Below are 17940 nucleotides of genomic sequence, written 5' to 3' on the forward strand. Positions count from 1 at the left end.
ATCAAACAAAGTAACAAGATGAAAATGCTACATGCTAACTTTTATTGAAAATACCATCAGCTCATTCTAATTAAATTTTTGTTTGATGGCGCTTTCTACTCGAATAAATAACAGAATTACGATCAAAATCAGCAAGCTTAAACCAATTGTTAAGTTGGTTTCATTTGAAAAAGTCGCAACCAAATTCAATGATGAACAAGTGACAAGTACCGATCCTAGTTTTATCAATTCTTTGGACGAATACAATTGAGCAAACGTCCATCTTTCTTGGTTTTTCATGGAGCTACTTGTTCGATAACCATACATGGAATTGATTTTTTTTGGAGGAAAAACCAAAGTAATGATTCCAATTAAAACAAGTAGTGTCCACCGCCAAAAATGGTGATATTAAGTAATGGATTATCAAACATAAGGGAATGAATTTTGATTGTTGTTTTTTATATAAAAGTATACATTTTTTGGTTACGATTAAAAAGTATGCCTTCTGTAAATAGCGCGGGTAAGATTGAAATGCATTGGACTTTTTTTTCGAAAGAGAAAGAAGAAGCACAATGCAGTAGTTTATATTGTGCGTATAACTTACCTTTAAAAACAAAAAAGCAACGTAGTCAGGTTTATATGGAAGAGGATTTGAATTTTTATAAACGAATTTCGAAAAGTAATATTCCGTTAACGGAATTGTTAAAGAACGATAAGTTGTTTTATGACGTACCTGCAAATTGGTCTGTTGTGGTTACGGATATCGAAAATTCGACGCAGGCTGTCGCTAGTGGTCTTCATAATGATGTAAACCGAACAGCAACAGGAAGCATTATTACTGTTTTGAACACCTTGAAAGGGATGGGGTTAGGGATTAAAATTCCATACTTTTTTGGAGGTGATGGGTCCACTTTTTTGATGCCAAATGCGGTTTTAGAACCCGTTTTGGCGGCTTTGACCATTTATAGTCAACATATTTTTAAAACCATTGACTTACAGCTGCGCGTAGGGAAGATGGGTGTTGGTCAAATTTACAAGAACGGAATAACTTTAAAAATTACCAAACTCAAACAAAATGATTTATTAACGACTCCCGTTATTTTGGGAAATGGTTTGAAGTATGCCGAAAGTGTAATTAAAAACCAATTTCATACTTCAGTTCTTCGTGGTAATGAAGATGCAAAACTAAATTTGGAAGGAATGCAATGCCGTTGGGATGAAATATACCCCAACACAGTTGACAAAAAAGTAGTGTGCTTGTTGGTCGATTGCCTCGAAGAAAGCAATCAGGCGCAGGTGTACGGAACGATCATGCGAGAGATAGACTTTATTTTTGGTTCATTGGACAAACGAAACCCAATTTCGACCCTGAAATTAAAATTAAATACCTCCCTAGAAAATATCAAACGCGAAATGCGAATTAAGATAGGCAACTATCAATTGAGCTACATGATTAGTAATTGGCTCATGACCTTGTTTGGGAGTTTTTATTTTAAATATTTCGAATCGGGCAAATTGTATAAATTCCGTGTCACGCAATTATCGGATACCATTATGCTCGACGGTTTTTTGAACACTGTAATTTCGGGCACAGAAGAACAAGTTAGTCGCTTGCAAATGCTTTTGGATAATTTAGAATCTAAAAACAAAATTATCTACGGCATACATATTACACATGCTTCCATCATGTCGTGCTATATTGAAGACAAAGAGAAAAAACATATTCATTTTGTTGATGGTACCGAAGGCGGCTACACTAGTGCCGCCGTTATGTTTAAAGAAAAAATGAAGAACTTGAAATAAAGATTCTACTAAATAATACTACTTGAAGGAAGCTTAGAAGGTTATTTTCGGCAATGTATTTAATTTTGTGATGGTTAAGTAATTTGTGAAAGGATTAAATGGAAGTCTTCACATTTGATCCATAGCACATCCTAATCTGAAAATTGATTTAGTTTGGTTTTACATTGCTACTAATATGCATTCAATTTCCTTAAATGATTATTTTCTAAGGTGGATTCAATTAACAAATGCAACCTTATGCACATTGTTTAAGTTTTTGCTCAAAAATTTCATTTGGACTTTTAAAACCAAATCTTTTTCTGGGTCTGTTATTTAATTTATTTGTTACTCTTAAAACCTCTTCTTCTGTTATTAAATCAAAGTTATATTTTTTTGGAAAATATTGTCTTACTAAACCATTTAAATTTTCATTAGCACCTCTTTCCCAACTACAATATGGGTTGGCAAAGAAGTATGAGATTTCTAATATTTCAGATACTTTTTTATGGTTAGCGAACTCTTTCCCATTATCAGATGTAATGGTGTGCAAAATGGGCTTCCAATCCATTAATAATTCAATTAATTTCTCCTGAATTTCTTGTGATTCCTTACTGTTTATTTTAGCCATTTTAAGCACACCTGATGCTCTGTCATTTATTGTTAACAAAGCTCCTTTGTGATTTTTACCTATTACCAAATCAATTTCTAAATCCCCAATTCTTTGCTTTTCTTCTACAACCAACGGCCTGTTTTCAATACCAACTCTATCTTTAATAATACCTCTTGAGCCTTTTAAAGCCCCTCTTTTAGCATATCGCTTTCCTTTTGTGCGTAGGTGCTTATAATGTTGTCCGCCTTTCTTTTTGTCGCTCCAAATGAATTGATAAATTGTTTCAATCGAAACACATTCAAAGTTTTTATCACTGCAATATCCTACTATTTGTTCAGGACTGAAATCTTCTTCTAAAAGATGAATAACACGTGCTTTTATCTGTTCAGTAAAGCGTATTTTCTTAGCTTTTTCATGCTGTCGAATACTGGCCTTACTTTGGGCTAATTTAGCTTTATAAACATTATTTCTTTGATCGGAATTTCTGGATAGCTCTCTTGAAATTACAGATTTATCTCTACCTATAAACCCTCCAATTTTACTCATTGAAAATCCTTGTGAACGAAGTGTAGCAATTTCGTATCTTTGTTCAATCGTTAAATGTGACATCTTTTTTTTGTGCTTAGTAACCCAAAAATAAGAGAAATTTTTTTCGTAGCCTACTGATAAGTCTTGAAGATCTAGATCTTCAAGACTTATCAGTAGGCTTTATTTAAACAAATAAGGAGTGTTGCATTTATCACTTGAATCTAAGTAATTTAAAATACCCACCTCTTCGCAATCTCTTGCGTGAGGGATAGAGGTAAGCTACCGAAGTAGCACCGAAAGCCCGACAGGAATAAGGAAAGGGGCTTTGTGAAGCCAAAGTGAAATAAGCCACTTTTCTTATTGCTGGCACGCCCAAAGTAGTAATCATGTTTTTGGTAAAAAGTTGTTCTTAAATCCTTTGTGGTTGATTCTGAGATGTCGGGAAAATTTTGTACTTTTGCCGAAATTTTATAAATAAAGAACATTCATGTTAACAGTTAATAATTTATCGGTTCAGTTTGGAAAACGTATTTTGTTTGATGAGGTGAACACCACTTTTACACACGGTAATATTTATGGGGTGATTGGTGCCAATGGTGCTGGAAAATCTACTTTTTTGAAAATTATTGCAGGCGAAATGGACCCTACTTCTGGTCACGTTCATTTGGAACCAGGGAAAAGGATGTCGGTTTTGAACCAAAATCACAATATGTTTGATGAACATACAGTACTGGATACGGTATTGATGGGAAACAAGATTTTGTATGCTGTTAAAAAAGAAATGGATGAGTTGTACCTAGATTACAACGACAAAAATGCCGATAGAATAGGGGAGTTGCAAGTTCAATTTGAAGAGATGAACGGTTGGAATGCCGACTCTGATGCTGCTGCAATGTTGTCTAACCTTGGGATAACTGAGGATAATCACTATACATTGATGGGTGACTTGGAAGGAAAAATTAAAGTACGTGTACTTTTGGCGCAGGCTTTGTTTGGAAATCCTGATTTACTTATTATGGATGAGCCGACCAATGATTTGGATTTTGAGACCATTTCGTGGTTAGAGAATTTTTTGGCAAACTATGAGAATACTGTAATTGTAGTATCGCATGACCGTCACTTTTTGGATGCGGTTTGTACACATATATCTGATATTGATTTTAGTAAAATCAATCATTACTCTGGAAACTATACATTTTGGTACGAGTCTAGCCAACTAGCGGCTAAGCAACGTGCGCAACAAAACAAAAAAGCAGAGGAGAAGAAACAAGAATTGGAAGAGTTTATTCGTCGTTTTAGTGCGAATGTGGCGAAGTCTAAGCAAGCGACTTCTCGTAAAAAAATGATTTCGAAATTGAATATTTCTGAAATTAAACCTTCTAGCCGTCGTTATCCTGCGATTATTTTTGACCAAGACCGTGAGGCCGGTGATCAAATTTTGAACGTGCAAGGATTGAAAGCAGTTGTAGATGGAGACATACTTTTTGAAGGTATAGATTTGAATATGGCTAAGGGAGACAAGGTGGTTGTTTTCTCGAAAGACTCGAGAGCGACTACTGCTTTTTACCAAATTTTGAACAACAATCAAAAAGCAGATGCAGGAACTTATGATTGGGGTGTAACAACGAACCAAGCGTATTTACCGGGTGAGAATCACGAATTTTTTGAGAATGATTATACTCTTGTAGATTGGTTGCGCCAATGGGCAAAAACAGAAGAAGAGCGTGATGAGGTGTATATTAGAGGATTTTTGGGGAAAATGATTTTCTCTGGAGAAGAAGCTTTGAAAACAAGTCGTGTATTGTCTGGAGGAGAGAAAGTACGTTGTATGCTATCACGTATGATGATGGAGCGTGCCAATGTATTGATGCTTGATGAACCTACAAACCATTTGGATTTGGAGTCGATTACAGCATTTAATAACTCGTTGAAAAACTACAAAGGTTCGATTTTGTTTACAACTCATGACCACGAGTTTGCACAAACGGTTGGAAATAGAATTGTAGAATTGACTCCAAAAGGAGCAATTGATCGCTACATGACGTTTGACGAATACCTTGACGATGAAAAAGTACAAGAATTGAGAGTGAAGATGTACTCTTAATTTTAAATATTATTTTACACTATATAGCCCTAAGCAACTAGCTTAGGGCTTTTTTGTGCGATGGATTATTTTTTACCGAACATTTTACTCACCAACCAAAGGCCTAAAATGATTACAGCAACGACTAGAAAGATTCCGAAGCCCATTCCGGCTTTAAATATACTACCGATTGCTTCACAGCTTGTGAAAAGAGAAAGGATTACAAAAAGAGTTGCGATTTTTACTGGAAAATTTTTCATGATATGTGTTTTTTGAGGTTTTTATTTTTTTATAAAAGTACTCCCATCATCCGCATTTGCGGTTACAGAATTTTTGTTGAAAGTTATGAGATTACAAGTTTTGCCCAATGTGCAAAAGATTTATGAGCCGATGAGTTGTTTAATGTTTCTACCTAAATCCTATTTTGTATATTTGCGTTACAAACACTACTATTACTATGACTCAAAAAGTATTGCTCACTTCGAAGGAAGTCAATATCATTCTGCATCGTTTGGCTTGTCAACTCATTGAAAATCATTTGGATTTTTCGGATACTATATTGGTCGGTATTCAGCCTAGAGGTACTTATTTGGCTGAACGTCTAAAAACATTGTTAGAAAAAGAATACCATACGCCAGAGATTCAGTTGGGGTATTTGGATATTACGTTTTTTAGAGATGATTTTCGAAGAACAGATAAACCGCTAGAAGCCAATAAAACCAAAATCAATTTTATAGTCGAAAACAAAAAAGTCATCTTTATTGATGATGTTTTGTACTCAGGCAGGAGCATACGTGCAGCACTGACTGCGATTCAGAGTTTTGGGCGTCCATCAGAAATTGAATTGTTGGTACTTATTGATAGACGTTTTAGTCGTAATCTGCCTATTCAACCCGATTACCGTGGGCGACAAGTAGATGCTATAAATGAAGAAAGAGTAAAAGTAAACTGGGAGGAAAATGATGGTGAAGACTCTGTTTGTTTGATTACAAACTAAGTCATAACGATTATAAACTCATAATTTAAGCAAATCAAAATGAAAGAATTAAGCGTAAATCATTTATTAGGCATCAAGTACATTACTAAGAATGATATTGATCTAATATTTGAAACAGCCGATCATTTTAAAGAAGTTATCAATCGTCCAATTAAGAAGGTACCTTCATTAAGAGACATAACGATTGCCAATATATTTTTTGAAAACAGTACACGAACCAAACTTTCATTTGAGTTAGCACAAAAGCGTTTGTCTGCCGATGTAATTAGTTTTTCGGCGGCACAATCCTCTGTAAAAAAAGGAGAAACACTTATTGATACCGTAAACAACATATTGTCTATGAAGGTAGATATGGTTGTAATGCGACACGCTACACCTGGAGCGGCTTACTTTTTGTCCAAAAACGTAAAGGCGAGTATCGTAAATGCAGGTGATGGCGCACACGAGCATCCTACACAAGCCTTGCTTGATAGTTACTCTATACGAGAAAAACTTGGCGACGTAGCTGGTAAAAAAGTGGTCATAGTGGGTGATATTTTGCACTCACGCGTAGCATTGTCAAATATATATGCTTTGCAAATGCAAGGTGCAGAAGTAAAAGTTTGTGGGCCAAAGACCTTAATTCCTAAACATATTGAATCACTAGGCGTAACGGTTGAGCCCAATTTGAGAAAAGCCCTAGAATGGTGTGATGTTGCTAATATGCTACGCGTACAAAATGAGCGTATGGATGTGAACTTTTTTCCGTCAACGCGCGAATATGCGCAGCAGTACGGAGTAGACAAAGCCTTGCTAGACTCACTAGACAAAGAAATTGTAATCATGCATCCTGGTCCAATTAATAGAGGTGTAGAGATTACCTCAGACGTAGCGGACTCACAGCAATCGGTGATTTTGAATCAGGTTGAAAATGGTGTTGCTGTTCGAATGGCAGTCATTTATTTACTTGCGTCAAAAATTCAATAATAAATAGCGTTTCTATAAACCAAAAAACCAATAAGATGAAAGTAGATCAAAAAGGAAATACTATTACTATAAAAGATACTCAAGGCGATTTTAACTCATTTTTGACCAAAGTAACAAACCAATACAAGAGTTATGAAGATCACAACCTTATTATTGATCTTTTGCCAAATAAAGCAGTTAACATTGACGACGTGAAACAATTATTACCATTATCTACGCAGCACAAAAAAGCAAAAAAATCGTTTGTAATCGTAGCTGATGCCGTTGATTATAATGCCGTTTCGACTAAACTGACTGTAGTTCCTACCCTGCTAGAGGCAAACGATATTATAAGTATGGAAGAGATCGAAAGAGATTTAGGATTTTAAAAAGTTTAATTGTTTATTGGTTTAAAAGTATAATCGCTTGGTTTTCTTTAGCATATTTTAAACACATAACTACTTAATCAAACACAGTTTGAAACTAACGATATTAGGGTGTTATGCAGCTACACCCCGCACATTTACCAATCCAACTGCGCAGGTTCTAGAGATTAAAAACCGACTTTTTTTAATTGATTGCGGAGAGGGTACGCAGGTACAATTGCGAAAGAATAAAATAAAGTTTTCAAAAATCAATCATGTTTTTATTTCCCATTTGCATGGTGATCATTTTTTTGGCTTAATTGGCTTAATTTCGACCTTTAGTCTTTTGGGTAGGACCACAGACCTACATGTACACGGGCCAAAAGGAATTAAAGAAATTTCGTTACTACAATTAAAGTTGTCCAATTCGTACACCAATTACAATTTGTATTTTCATGAATTGGAGTCACTAGAGAGCGAAATTATTTTTGAGGACGACAAGGTTATTGTCAAAACGATTCCGTTACAACATCGTGTGTATACCAACGGTTTTCTATTCGAAGAAAAAATAGAGAGTCGCAAGTTAAACTTATCGATTGTGGAGCGGTACGGAATTGAAAAATGTTATTATCAAAATATAAAAAACGGAAAAGATATCACCTTGGATTCGGGAGAAGTGGTTTCGAATGACAAACTAACTTTCGACCCTGATCCAACCATGCAATATGCTTTTTGTTCGGACACACGCTATAATGAAGCGATTCTTCCGATTATTGAAGGCGTAGATGTATTGTATCATGAAGCCACATTTTTGGAATCAGAGAAAGCATTGGCTCAAAAAACGATGCATTCTACAGCAATAGAAGCGGCGACCATAGCGAAAAAAGCAAATGTAAAGAAATTGATTCTAGGACATTATTCCACCCGATATGAGTCTATAGATCTTTTTCAAAAAGAAGCAAAAACTGTTTTTGATAACGTAGTTTTGGGTGATGATGGCAAACAATTTGAATTTTAATCAATCATACAATCAAATTCGATTTTTAAGAAATTCGATTGTAAATTATAAAAGTAGCACTTATGAATGATTTAAGTAATTACAGAAAGTCTTATGAGAAGAGTGAATTATTAGAAACTTCTATACCGGAGGATCCTATCAATTTATTCAACAAATGGTTTCATGAGACCGAAGATTTTGAAGGTAGCAAAGCTGCAGGAGTTGAGGTTAACGCTATGACAGTTTCCACTTATGGTCTGGATGGTTTCCCGAAATCTAGAGTGGTACTTTTGAAAAAGTTTTCAGAAGAAGGATTTGTTTTCTATACCAATTACAACTCAGAAAAAGGAAAAGCAATACTAGAACATCCAAAAGTTTGTTTGTCTTTCTTTTGGCATGCTATGGAGCGTCAGGTAATTATAAAAGGGATTGCGAGTAAAGTAAGCGCGCAAGTTTCTGATAATTATTTTGACTCACGACCAGATGGCAGTAAATTGGGCGCTATGGTATCCAACCAAAGTGAAGTGATTCCGTCACGAGCTTTTTTAGAATCAGCATTAGAAAGTTTAGAATCAGCATTTGAAGGAAAAGAGATACCGCGTCCCGAACACTGGGGAGGATTTATAGTTACACCTGTTGAGGTAGAGTTTTGGCAAGGTAGACCCAATCGTTTGCACGACCGTATACGCTATAGCATTCAGGACGATTTCAATTGGAAAGTTGAACGTATGGCACCCTAAAATAGGTGCTTCGTAATTTTTATAAAATGGCTATTTCAATTTTTTGAAATAGCTTTTTTTTGCTGTAAAAGGTATGACCATGTAATCTAAGGTTGTAAGTGTTTTTTTTACTATTTTCTGGTAAAAATTACTCATGTGTAAGAAATAACGTTTTTTATTATTTATTTAACGTATTTAATCGAGTAAATTAGGTTTTTAAACGTTGTTTTATGTAAGTTTGAAATAACAAAAACAAAAACATTTTAAAGGATTTGCCCCACATCTGCTTTAAACTTAAACTACTAGATTATGAAATTAAATTTACTTAGAGTTGCCCTACTAGCAACAGTACTTTTTTCAATGAATTCCTGCTCCTCAGATACTGCAGAGGTAGCAAACTCAAACAACACATCAACAGTTTCATTAACAGCAAAAGATGTAACCTACAATTACAGCGATACTGAGTTGGCAACAATGGCCTTAATCAACGACTACCGTTTAAGCGTAGGGTTGAATGCTTTAGAAAAAATTAATCATATTTCGGTAAAATCAGAAGAGCATGATGAGTACATGATCACTAATAATGTTGTGAATCATAATAACTTTGTCGAAAGATCAGAAGACATTATTAAAGTTTTAGGAGCGAGAAGAGTAGGTGAAAACATTGCATACAATTTTGTTACTCCTGAATCAGTAGTTAAGGCTTGGCTAAATAGTCCTACACATAAAGAAAACATCGAAGGTGATTTTACACATTTCGGTATAGCAATAAAAGCAGATCCTGTTACAGGTAAAAAGTATTTTACTAATATTTTTGCAAAGATATAAACAATCGGGTTTATTAATTGAAGTGTATTTTTTAGATTCTGGATAAAGGTTGATAAGGTCGTAAGACTTTGTCAACCTTTTATCGTTTCTACAAAGTTTCAATAGTAACCGTTCTTATACCACTTAGGAATAGCACATATAAAGAGGGTGGAAGATTAACTTTGTATAGGCCAAAGAGACCTTTCGTTAGCGATAAATTAATAAACGCTGCTTATCATATGTTGAATGGCTACTGTTGTAAAATTATAAGACGCTACTTATTCTACAAGCTCTAGATAGTCTTTTACAGCTATAAGGTAAAGAATTAATTGCGACACCTGTCACTATTAATAAACATGATTGTAGTTATTTTCAAATTATTGAGATGCTAACTATTAGGTTTCCTGTTAAGTAACCTTCTGCATTATCATATTTACCTTAAAAATGACAATAACTAGGTTTTAAAATAAGAAATAGATTATTGATAAATAAAAAACATGTAGTTTATCGATAAAATAGTGTTTTTAGTCGTGTTTATGTGTATCTTTGATATATCAAAAAAGGAACACTAATCATTAAAGTTTTTGCCCCACATCTACTTTAAACTTAAACTACTTATTATGAAAAATTCTATACTTCGCATCGCATTATTAGCCACAGCCGTTTTCACAATGAACTCTTGTTCGTCTGATAATTCAGAGATAGTGGATTCTGCTATCACAACAAATGCAGCAGCAGCTAAAACAGTTAACTATACCTATAGTGATACTGAGTTGGCAACTATGGCTTTGATAAACGAATATCGTGTAAGTGTAGGATTGAATACTTTAGAAAAAATAAATTATATCTCGGTAAAATCAGAAGAGCATGATGAGTATATGATCGAATATAATGTAGTTAATCATAATGATTTTGCTGCTCGTTGCGAAAGTATTATAGATGCGTACAATGCAAAGAAAGTGGGAGAGAATGTAGCGTATAACTTTAACACACCAGAATCAGTTGTACAAGCGTGGATTAATAGTCCAGCGCACAAAGAAAATATAGTTGGCGATTATACACATTTCGGAATCGCAATAAAAGCAGATCCTGTGACGGGGAAAAAATATTTCACAAATATTTTTGCTAAAATATAATGGAGTTTAATTAATTGGTAATAAAGTTGTTTTTGTTTAAAAGGTTGACAAAGTAGTTTGATTTGTCAACCTTTTTTTATGCGTTATCGTTAACTCGATACATAGTATTTTTGATAGAATCAAATTTTACTTTCCGAAAATAGGATTACTAACAACATTCCTTACTCTTTATAAATAAGGAAGATTGCGGTATAGCCAACCTCTCTTATAGTTTCGATTACATTCAGTCAAATAAAGAGGTTCCAGTGTTAGAACCTTTTTCTGTTTTATGTCGATAGATAAAAATGGAGGTATAACCACCTGTAGACAACCAGAAAATTTAATTTCCGAATGCAATCACCTATTTTTAAATAAGAAATATACTAACATAAAGAAAAAAACATGTAGTTTATCTATAAAATAGTGTTTTTAGTCGTGTTTGTGTATATCTTTTATATATCAAAAAAGGAACATTAATCATTAAAGTTTTTGCCCCACATCTACTTTAAACTTAAACTACTTATTATGAAAAATTCTATCCTTCGCATCGCATTATTAGCCGCAGCCGTTTTCACAATGAACTCTTGTTCGTCTGATAATTCAGAGATAGTAGATTCTGCTATCACAACGCCTGCAGCAACAGCCAAAGTAGTTAATTATACGTATAATGATACTGAGTTGGCAACAATGGCTTTGATAAACGAATATCGTGTAAGTGTAGGATTGAATCCTTTAGAAAAAATAAATCATATCTCAGTAAAATCAGAGGAGCATGATGATTATATGATCGAAAATAATGTAGTTAATCATAATAATTTTGTAGCTCGTTCAGAAGATATCGTAAAAGTTTTGAGTGCTAAAAGAGTAGGGGAAAATGTAGCTTATAATTTTAACACACCAGAAGCAGTAGTAAAAGCTTGGATCAATAGTCCAGGGCATAAAGAAAATATCGTTGGAGATTTCACTCATTTCGGAATCGCTATAAAAGCAGATCCTGTAACGGGGAAAAAATATTTCACAAATATTTTTGCTAAAATATAATGGAGTTTAATTAATTGGTAATAAAGTTGTTTTTGTTTAAAAGGTTGACAAAGTAGTTTGATTTGTCAACCTTTTTTTATGCTTTATAGTCAACTCGATACATATTATTTTTGATAGAATCTAATTCTACTTTACGAAAATAGGACTACTTGAAATTTCATACATAGATTAGACAATAAAAACTATTTCCAATTACTGTAGGTAGTAACGATAAATCATTTAATCAACGTAGACTAGCTCCTATATCAGTTGAACCAATATGTGTTATGACATATCAACCAAATTAAATTGTCACTTTCGAAAAAAGCAAAACAAAATTCTATAGTTAAAAGTAAACAGCCTGATCAAGTTCGGGGTTCTGACATACTTTACATTATAAAATAAAAAAAGCCTGCAAATCGTTGGATTTGCAGGCTTAACTTTTTATGTGGGGAGAGTAGGATTTGAACCTAATCGGCTGAACCCTTATCTTTACTGCATTTTTCTTTAGTGTTTCAAATTATCTTTTCTGCATTTATAAATTAGCATGATATTTTTGATTTAAAAGTTCGATTGTAAATAATTTAAAGGTAGTCCATATATTGAAATTAAGTTATTATGAACAATTCAAGGTGTTGAGAAAGAGGCTCCGTAACCTTTATGAAAATGCCATAAATATATAAGAGGCACACTATATCAAGTGATCTTTAAAATCTTCTACAGTAGCACAGTTTAGTTGCTCCATTACTTGTTGTAATTCCGTTTTCAATAAGGACATAGTGTGATTCCCACCTTTTTTACCAAGCGCGGCTACACCGTACATGAAAGAACGCCCCATGAAGGTAAACTTAGCACCACACGCCATAGCTCTTGCTACGTCTGGTCCAGAGCGTACACCACTATCCATCATGATTTCGATTTGGTCACCATATTTGGCTACCAATCTTTTTAATGAATTAATAGAGGATTCTCCTGCATCCAGTTGACGACCACCGTGATTAGAAACAATAACCCCGTCTATACCTAAACGAATAGCTTCTTCGATATCTTCTTCAGATGCAACACCTTTAAGAACCAATTTACCTTTCCACATATCTCTAATCGGCTTAATTTTAGCCTCATTAAGACGTCCAGAAAAAGTATCGTTCATAAACTTCCCTAATTGTTTTAAATCTAAACCTTTAGGCATATAAGGCAATAGATTTGCAAAACCAGGTTGGCCATGGATCAAGGTCTGAATGGCCCATTCTGGTTTACCCATAACTTGCAGAATGTTTGCTACCGACATTTTTGGAGGCATAGCCAATCCATTTCTCACATCTCTTGGTCTACAACCAAAGGTTGGAACATCACACAAAATCACTAAAACGGGACATTCTGCGGCTGCTGCTCTTTTTATTAGATCATCTCGTAAAGCATCTTTGGCAGGATGATATAGTTGAAACCAAGACTTTCCTTCGGTGATTTCGCTAATACGTTCTATATTACTAGTTGTTACCGTACTTAATACAAAAGGGACATTGTGTTCAAATGCTGCTTTTGCTAATATTTCGGTAGCATTTGGCCACATCAATCCTTGCAATCCTACAGGTGCGATTCCAAACGGAGCATCGTATTCAATTCCAAACAATTTGGTTTTCATACTTGACCCATTATGATTTCTAAGGTAATTAGGTTTTAATTGAACATCTCTTAATTCAGAAGTGTTTCTGTGTAAGTTGACGTCTTCATTACATCCACCGTCAAGGTATTCGAAAGCAAATCTAGGAATCTTTTTTTGCGCCTTATTTCTTAAATCGTCTATAGATGGGTATCTAGAATCTAATTGTGCTGCCATACTAGTTATTTTGGTTGTTATATTGGATTGGTCTTTTTCGAAAAGGAAACTATTCGTTAGAAAGCGTCATTACTTTTCAATTAGATTACAATATTACAAGGAATAACAAAGCAATACTTCCTAATACTTGACTAAAACCAATACTATTTTTGCTTTAATTGAAATTAGTGTGTTTTAATTGCAATTTAATAGGTGTTTTTAATCGGAAATGGATTTGTTTACCATTATTTATGAGTAGCTAAACACTATCCTTTTTATGTTCTTTTACGTAAATCGAAGGAGTGCAATTCATGATTAATTTGAATTGTCTATTGAAATTTGATATGTTATTAAAGCCACATTCGTAACAAATAGTAGTGATGTTCGATTTATCTTCAAGTAACAATTTACAAGCATAGCCAATACGAATTTCGGATAGATATCTGGAGAAATTTTTACGGTTCAGTCGTTTAAAGAACCGACTAAATGCCGAGGTATTCATGTGGGCTATTTGCGCAACTTCTTCAAGCGTGATAGGCTTATTAAAATTCTTGAAAATATAAGCTTGTACTTTGTCCTGGGTTTCGTTTTTTGTTTCTTTAAATGAATTGACAAAACCATGACTAGCTAAACTCTTTGTTTCTTGGTGCTTTGCAAGGTCGTTAAGAATGTTGATAAACGACATTGTTTTTTCAAAACCTTTTTTGTCCAACATGTTTTGGATGTCTACAATAAGATTCTGATTTACGTTTAAAAACTTCAAACCCAATTTTGCTCTATTAAATAAATCTAAAATGTGATTCATCTCAGGCGTTTCAAAAAACGAACTTCCTAAATAATCTTTCTTAAAATGGATGGCAATTGCTTTTGCTGATTCATCAGGATTTTGCTGAAAATAATCTTCATCATTCAGCCACATATGTGGTAGATTTTCACCGATTAAAATAATATCTGCTACTTCAAATTTTTCGATACTATCACCCACAAAGCAGCTTCCTTCACTTTTTAATATGACTACCAGCTCTAGTTCTGGATGGTAGTGCCATATTTTTAAAAAATAGGGGTAGTCATTCAGTTTAGTGGTAAAGGAACTATCGTTGAGGTTGCTTCGGTCTAATAAATGAAGTTTCATACTGGGTTTTAAATAATAATATGCAGCAATTTACAATTATTGTTTAATTACAGCAAAAATAGTATCGGAATAAGGCATTTTTAAGAAAGTCGAAAATTTAAAAGTCGAAAATTTAAAAGTCGTAAAGTCAAAAGTACAAATCAAATGGATAACTGTTACAAATCAATTCACTCTATTGCTTTATCAACTTTCAAAATGCGATCTTTCCCCATATTTAGTACTTATAATGCAATCAATTGGGAAAAATTATAATTTAGGTCTGTTAGACTTTTATCTTTTTTTATGTTCAAACGCGTCATCTTTAAGGGCTAATTTTCTTTGGGAGTAGTATGTTCTTTATCGATTCAAAGTACATCGCTGATCGTCAAACTAATTTTTATCTTTTCGAACCGAATATATCTATTACCTTTTTTTATTTCAAAATATAGAAATAGACGCTAAATACATCAATTGTTGCTGAATATGCTTCAAATGTTGTTGTTGTTGTGCGCTTGGCTGAGGTATATTTACAATCCGGTTATTATGTAATTCCTATGTATTGGGTTTTAAAATTGTTGTATTCTAAAATTTAGATATAAAATAATGTAAAAACTGCTATCTGGAAGAAGACAAGAGGCTTTTCAGGATTTGCGAATACTGCAAAGGCATACAAATGTTGCATCTTGGAGCCTTTCTAATTGAATGACTTAAATAATTGTGGGCAGACGATCAAAACGGTCGGAGATAATATATAAAAATTAAATAATTAAACTATAAACTAATGAATAAGCAACTTCATACCCTTTCGTTTGCTTTGCTCTTTGTCGTAACAAGCGGAATTGCGCAAACAAAAAAACATCTGGACACCTCTAAACCTGTAGAAGAACGCATTACTCTTTTAATGAAAGAAATGACATTGGAAGAAAAGGTAGGTCAGATGAATCAATATAATGGTTCGTGGGATTTTACAGGTCCTAAACCAGTAGGAGGATCTGAAGAGGAGAAATACGAGCACATCAAAAAAGGATGGGTAGGTTCTTTATTAAGTGTTCGCGGAGTAAAAGAAGTTCGAGCGGTACAAAAAATTGCTGTAGAGCAAACGCGATTAGGTATTCCGTTGATTTTTGGTTTTGATGTGATTCATGGATACAAAACATTAAGTCCGATTCCGCTTGCCGAAGCTGCAAGTTGGGATTTATTGGCGATAAAAAACTCGGCTCGTGTTGCTGCTGACGAAGCGGCGTCGTCTGGATTGAACTGGACTTTTGGTCCTAATGTAGATATTGCAAACGATGCAAGATGGGGACGTGTTATGGAAGGCGCTGGTGAAGATCCTTATTTAGGAAGCAAAATTGCCAGTGCCAGAGTAAAAGGTTTTCAAGGTGATCGATTGGACGATTTTACAACCATTGCCGCTTGTGCAAAACACTTTGCAGGTTACGGATTTGTAGAAGCTGGAAAAGAGTACAACATTGTTGATATGAGTAACTCTAAATTATACAATTCAGTTTTGCCTCCTTTTAAAGCTGCTGTAGATGCAGGAGTACGTACGTTTATGAATTCGTTTAATACCCTGAACGGGGTTCCAGCAACTGGAAATAGCTTTTTGCAAAGAGATATTTTGAAAGGTGCTTGGGGATTTAATGGCTTTGTGGTTTCTGACTGGGCTTCTATCGCTGAAATGATTACTCATGGTTATGCTGCAGACGGTGCAGATGCTGCAAAAAAAGCGGCGATCGCAGGATCTGATATGGATATGGAATCACATATTTATGTAGCTGAATTAGTTTCATTAGTAAAAAAAGGAGTAGTAAAAGAGTCGGTAATTGATGATGCTACACGCAGAATTCTACGTGTAAAATTTGAATTAGGTTTATTTGATGATCCTTATAAATATTGTGACGAAGCTCGTGAGAAAGCAAGTATTGGTAGCAAAGCACACAACGATGATGTGTTAGATATGGCAAAAAAATCTATTGTTTTGCTTAAAAATGAAAAAAATCTATTGCCATTGAAGCAATCAGGAGCAAAGATTGCTTTGATTGGTGCGTTGGCTAGTGATAAAAATAGTCCTTTAGGTAGTTGGCGTATTGGCGCAGACGATAATACGGCTGTATCTGTACTTGAAGGAATGCAACAGTATAAAAACAACAGTTTGGTTTATGCTAAAGGAACAGAGGTTGCGACCAACAAGCAAGTTTTTGTGAACGAAGTTGAAATTAATTCAACTGATTTTTCTGGATTTGAAGCAGCAAAAAAAGCGGCAAAAGAAGCAGAAGTAGTAGTGATGGTTTTGGGAGAAATTGGTTTTCAAAGTGGTGAAGGTCGTAGTAGAACAGAACTTGGTTTGCCAGGGAACCAACAACAATTATTAGAAGAGATCTACAAAGTGAATCCAAATATCGTTTTGGTTTTAAACAACGGACGTCCTTTGTCATTGCCTTGGGCAGCTGAAAATATTCCAGCTATTGTTGAAGGATGGCAATTGGGAACGCAATCTGGTAATGCGATTGCTCAAGTACTTTATGGCGATTACAACCCAAGCGGAAAATTACCTATGTCTTTCCCAAGAAACGTAGGACAATGTCCAATTTATTACAATTCATACAACACGGGTAGACCGGTGAATAAAGAAAGTAATGTATTCTGGTCACATTATAGTGATGTAGAAAAAACACCTTTATATCCTTTTGGTTTTGGATTAAGCTACACTTCTTTCGAATATAAAAATTTGAAATTGAGTAATAGCTCTTATAAAAAAGGAGACAAAATTGAAGTTTCAGTAGAGGTTTCCAACACTGGAAATTTAGATGGAAAAGAAGTGGTACAGTTGTACATCAATGATGTTGCAGCAAGCATTGTTCGACCAGTAAAAGAATTGAAAGGTTTTGAGTTAGTTGCCTTGAAAAAAGGAGAAACCAAAACTGTAAAATTCACTTTAACAGAACAAGAATTAGGATTTTATGACAATCAAGGGAAGTTTTTAGTAGAACCTGGAGCTTTCAATGTCATGGTAGGATGGAATTCTAACGAAGGACTTACACTCAAATTTGAACTAAAATAGTG

At 34.3% G+C, this 17940-nt stretch carries 16 protein-coding genes; 11 read left to right on the top strand and 5 right to left on the bottom strand.

Annotated elements, in window-relative coordinates:
* Window positions 1–66: 66 nt before the first annotated feature.
* Window positions 67–279, bottom strand: a complete 213-nt coding sequence (locus FFWV33_RS11025; RefSeq protein WP_245891488.1) for an SdpI family protein — start codon at window positions 277–279, stop codon at window positions 67–69.
* Between the two features lie 198 nt (window positions 280–477).
* Here FFWV33_RS11025 and FFWV33_RS11030 point away from each other — a divergent pair, with 198 nt between their 5' ends.
* Entirely contained in the window at window positions 478–1782 is a 1305-nt protein-coding gene (locus FFWV33_RS11030) for a DUF3095 domain-containing protein (protein WP_245891490.1), read from the top strand.
* 235 nt (window positions 1783–2017) lie between these two features.
* On the opposite strand, the gene FFWV33_RS11035 is transcribed toward FFWV33_RS11030, so the two are convergent.
* Complete coding sequence (locus FFWV33_RS11035) at window positions 2018–2980, bottom strand: IS30 family transposase (RefSeq protein WP_108739654.1); 963 nt, start codon at window positions 2978–2980, stop codon at window positions 2018–2020.
* Window positions 2981–3386: 406 nt separating this feature from the next.
* Here FFWV33_RS11035 and FFWV33_RS11040 point away from each other — a divergent pair, with 406 nt between their 5' ends.
* A complete protein-coding gene (locus tag FFWV33_RS11040) occupies window positions 3387–5003 on the top strand; it encodes an ABC-F family ATP-binding cassette domain-containing protein (protein ID WP_108740947.1) in 1617 nt (538 codons plus the stop codon).
* Between the two features lie 65 nt (window positions 5004–5068).
* Here FFWV33_RS11040 and FFWV33_RS19385 read toward each other — a convergent pair whose 3' ends face one another.
* Window positions 5069–5242, bottom strand: a complete 174-nt coding sequence (locus FFWV33_RS19385) for a hypothetical protein (RefSeq protein ID WP_170111548.1) — start codon at window positions 5240–5242, stop codon at window positions 5069–5071.
* A 197-nt stretch (window positions 5243–5439) separates the two neighbouring features.
* Here FFWV33_RS19385 and pyrR point away from each other — a divergent pair, with 197 nt between their 5' ends.
* From pyrR to FFWV33_RS11080, 8 genes are all read left to right on the top strand, one after another.
* The gene (pyrR, locus tag FFWV33_RS11045; RefSeq protein WP_108740948.1) at window positions 5440–5979 is read left to right on the top strand and encodes a bifunctional pyr operon transcriptional regulator/uracil phosphoribosyltransferase PyrR; all 540 of its coding nucleotides are present in this window, start codon (window positions 5440–5442) and stop codon (window positions 5977–5979) included.
* 39 nt (window positions 5980–6018) lie between these two features.
* A complete protein-coding gene (locus FFWV33_RS11050) occupies window positions 6019–6945 on the top strand; it encodes an aspartate carbamoyltransferase catalytic subunit (RefSeq protein WP_108740949.1) in 927 nt (308 codons plus the stop codon).
* 35 nt (window positions 6946–6980) lie between these two features.
* Window positions 6981–7313, top strand: a complete 333-nt coding sequence (locus tag FFWV33_RS11055; RefSeq protein WP_108740950.1) for a ribonuclease Z — start codon at window positions 6981–6983, stop codon at window positions 7311–7313.
* 88 nt (window positions 7314–7401) lie between these two features.
* Window positions 7402–8307: a ribonuclease Z gene (locus FFWV33_RS11060; protein ID WP_108740951.1), complete on the top strand. Its 906-nt coding sequence runs from the start codon at window positions 7402–7404 to the stop codon at window positions 8305–8307.
* A gap of 62 nt (window positions 8308–8369) precedes the next feature.
* Entirely contained in the window at window positions 8370–9026 is a 657-nt protein-coding gene (gene pdxH / locus FFWV33_RS11065) for a pyridoxamine 5'-phosphate oxidase (RefSeq protein WP_108740952.1), read from the top strand.
* Between the two features lie 288 nt (window positions 9027–9314).
* Window positions 9315–9833 (top strand): CAP domain-containing protein, encoded by a 519-nt coding sequence (locus tag FFWV33_RS11070; protein ID WP_108740953.1) that lies wholly within the window; start codon window positions 9315–9317, stop codon window positions 9831–9833.
* Between the two features lie 599 nt (window positions 9834–10432).
* Window positions 10433–10948: a CAP domain-containing protein gene (locus FFWV33_RS11075; protein WP_108740954.1), complete on the top strand. Its 516-nt coding sequence runs from the start codon at window positions 10433–10435 to the stop codon at window positions 10946–10948.
* A gap of 504 nt (window positions 10949–11452) precedes the next feature.
* Window positions 11453–11968 carry a CAP domain-containing protein gene (locus FFWV33_RS11080; RefSeq protein ID WP_108740955.1) on the top strand — a complete coding sequence of 172 codons (516 nt, stop codon included), beginning with the start codon at window positions 11453–11455 and terminating at the stop codon, window positions 11966–11968.
* A 670-nt stretch (window positions 11969–12638) separates the two neighbouring features.
* Here the strand turns inward: FFWV33_RS11080 and FFWV33_RS11085 are convergent.
* Window positions 12639–13784, bottom strand: a complete 1146-nt coding sequence (locus FFWV33_RS11085) for an alpha-hydroxy acid oxidase (protein WP_108740956.1) — start codon at window positions 13782–13784, stop codon at window positions 12639–12641.
* Window positions 13785–14022: 238 nt separating this feature from the next.
* The gene (locus FFWV33_RS11090) at window positions 14023–14895 is read right to left on the bottom strand and encodes an AraC family transcriptional regulator (RefSeq protein ID WP_108740957.1); all 873 of its coding nucleotides are present in this window, start codon (window positions 14893–14895) and stop codon (window positions 14023–14025) included.
* A 760-nt stretch (window positions 14896–15655) separates the two neighbouring features.
* Between FFWV33_RS11090 and bglX the strand changes: the two genes are divergently transcribed.
* A complete protein-coding gene (gene bglX, locus FFWV33_RS11095; protein WP_108740958.1) occupies window positions 15656–17938 on the top strand; it encodes a beta-glucosidase BglX in 2283 nt (760 codons plus the stop codon).
* The last annotated feature ends 2 nt before the right edge of the window (window positions 17939–17940 follow it).

The organism is Flavobacterium faecale (assembly GCF_003076455.1).
Classification (GTDB): domain Bacteria; phylum Bacteroidota; class Bacteroidia; order Flavobacteriales; family Flavobacteriaceae; genus Flavobacterium; species Flavobacterium faecale.